Origin of the sequence: Planktothrix sp. FACHB-1355 (genome assembly GCF_014748295.1) — a bacterium.
Classification (GTDB): domain Bacteria; phylum Cyanobacteriota; class Cyanobacteriia; order Cyanobacteriales; family Aerosakkonemataceae; genus Aerosakkonema; species Aerosakkonema funiforme_A.
Genome location: NZ_JACJUP010001191.1, coordinates 1 through 2,071 on the forward strand (window position 1 = coordinate 1; position 2,071 = coordinate 2,071).

Genomic DNA, 2,071 nt, shown 5'->3' on the forward strand with positions numbered 1-2,071 from the left:
GGCGTTTCCGGTTCGGGAAAATCTACTTTAATTAACGAATTGCTTTATCCAGCTTTGCAACATCACCTGACTCGCAAAGTACCTTTCCCCAAAGAGTTGGATACTGTGAAAGGTTTAGACGAAATCGATAAAGCAATTGTGATCGATCAATCGCCGATCGGTCGCACTCCCCGTTCCAATCCAGCTACCTACACGGGAGTCTTCGATGTCATCCGCGATATCTTTTCCCAAACCATCGAAGCGAAAGCAAGAGGTTACAAACCGGGACAATTTTCGTTCAACGTGAAAGGTGGAAGATGCGAAGCTTGTGGCGGACAAGGGGTGAATGTGATCGAGATGAATTTTCTGCCAGATGTGTACGTGCAATGCGAAGTTTGTAAAGGCGATCGCTACAATCGGGAAACCCTGCAAGTGAAGTACAAGGGAAAGTCGATCGCAGATGTTTTGAATATGACAATTGAGGAAGCTTTGGAAGTATTCCAAAATATTCCCAAAGCAGTCACCCGCTTGCAAACATTAGTCGATGTTGGATTAGGATATATCCGTTTAGGACAACCTGCACCTACCTTATCCGGCGGTGAAGCGCAACGAGTGAAATTAGCAACCGAACTATCTCGTCGCGCCACGGGAAAAACACTCTATTTAATAGATGAACCAACAACAGGTTTATCCTTTTACGATGTTCACAAATTACTGGATGTTTTGCAGCGATTAGTGGATAAAGGCAATTCGATTTTGGTCATCGAACACAACTTAGATGTAATTCGCTGCGCCGATTGGGTAATCGATTTAGGGCCGGAAGGAGGCGATAAGGGAGGAGAGACGATCGCTGTGGGAACACCGGAAGAAGTAGCGGAGTGCGATCGGTCTTATACTGGGGTATATTTGAGGCAGGTGTTGTTGCAACATCCGTCAAAGGTAACTGCTTAGCTGAATATATAATCAAAAAAATCAAACCAACTTTCTGGTAAACTAGAAATTATGACATCGGAAAAACAAAGGAATGCGATTATGTATGAATATGTTATCGATCTCGTTGTTCCCCTTATACCTGCAACTCTAGACACAGGTAGTGAGAAATTTCAAACTTGGGAAATTGCAAAATACAACTTTGACCCTTGCCTACAAGTTGGTGATGAGGTTTTGATAAGTAATCTCAAGATAGGCAATCAGGAAGATGAACCTTTTAATTTTATCGCTGGAGTTACAAAACGCCAAAAAGAAATATTAGTTGCTAAAAAAGCCGAGGAATCTATATTTTAGAATATTAATTACAGTAGAAGTAAAAGATAAACACGAATTTCCAAGATTTATTGAGATTATGAAAAGATATAATCCGAATGCCTTTAAAAACTAAGCAGGCATTCTTGAAATACAAACGCTGTTACTCAATAATTTAGCACTGAGAATAGCCATTATAATATTAGCAAATTGTAATCAAAGGATGACATGGAAGGTAAAAGATTTATCCGCACCCTACGATTAAAAAACTTCCTATCCTACGGAAGTGAGGGTGAAACAATTGAACTACAACCTCTAAATGTTTTGATTGGCCCCAACGCATCTGGTAAGTCGAATTTAATCGAAGCAATTGGACTCCTAAAAGCAACACCTACAGATTTAACTGTTCCTATTCGGAAAGGGGGAGGTATCAGCGATTTTCTTTGGAAAGGTGAAAGGAGTATTCCGACTGCTGAAATTGAAGCTATCTTAGACAACCCAGGAAATATGCCAATACGCTATAAGATTGGTTTCACAGTAGTTGGCCAAAGATTGGAACTTGTAGACGAAGCGATAGAGAATGAAACATCATATCCTGGCGAAAAAGGTGTCTATTTTTACTACCGCTATCAAAGTGGTTATCCAGTTTTAAATGTAAAAACTATAGCTTCAGGTCTAGCGGTTAAAGCAACTGACACCCGTCAACGCCATCTTCGCCGAGAAGATCTCATTCCAGACCAATCTGTTTTGTCTCAAAGAAAAGACCCCGATCAATATCCAGAACTCACTTATGTTGGCAATCAATTTTCTAGTATTGCTTTATATAGAGACTGGCATATAGGACGAGATT

At 40.4% G+C, this 2,071-nt stretch carries 2 protein-coding genes and 1 pseudogene; all 3 read left to right on the forward strand.

The genetic code is table 11. The annotated features are described in order from the left end of the window. Positions 1–930 (forward strand): annotated as a pseudogene (locus tag H6S82_RS30605) (excinuclease ABC subunit A); the annotation flags it as partial. 51 nt (positions 931–981) lie between these two features. Next, positions 982–1,263 (forward strand): hypothetical protein, encoded by a 282-nt coding sequence (locus H6S82_RS30610; protein WP_190468266.1) that lies wholly within the window; start codon positions 982–984, stop codon positions 1,261–1,263. A gap of 186 nt (positions 1,264–1,449) precedes the next feature. After that, on the forward strand, positions 1,450–2,071 hold a 622-nt coding region (locus tag H6S82_RS30615; protein WP_191057282.1), incomplete at its 3' end, for an AAA family ATPase.

Bases quoted from the DNA above. Each gene is read 5' to 3' on its own strand.
- H6S82_RS30610 (WP_190468266.1), top strand. From the start codon at position 982: ATGACATCGGAAAAACAAAGGAATGCGATTATGTATGAATATGTTATC.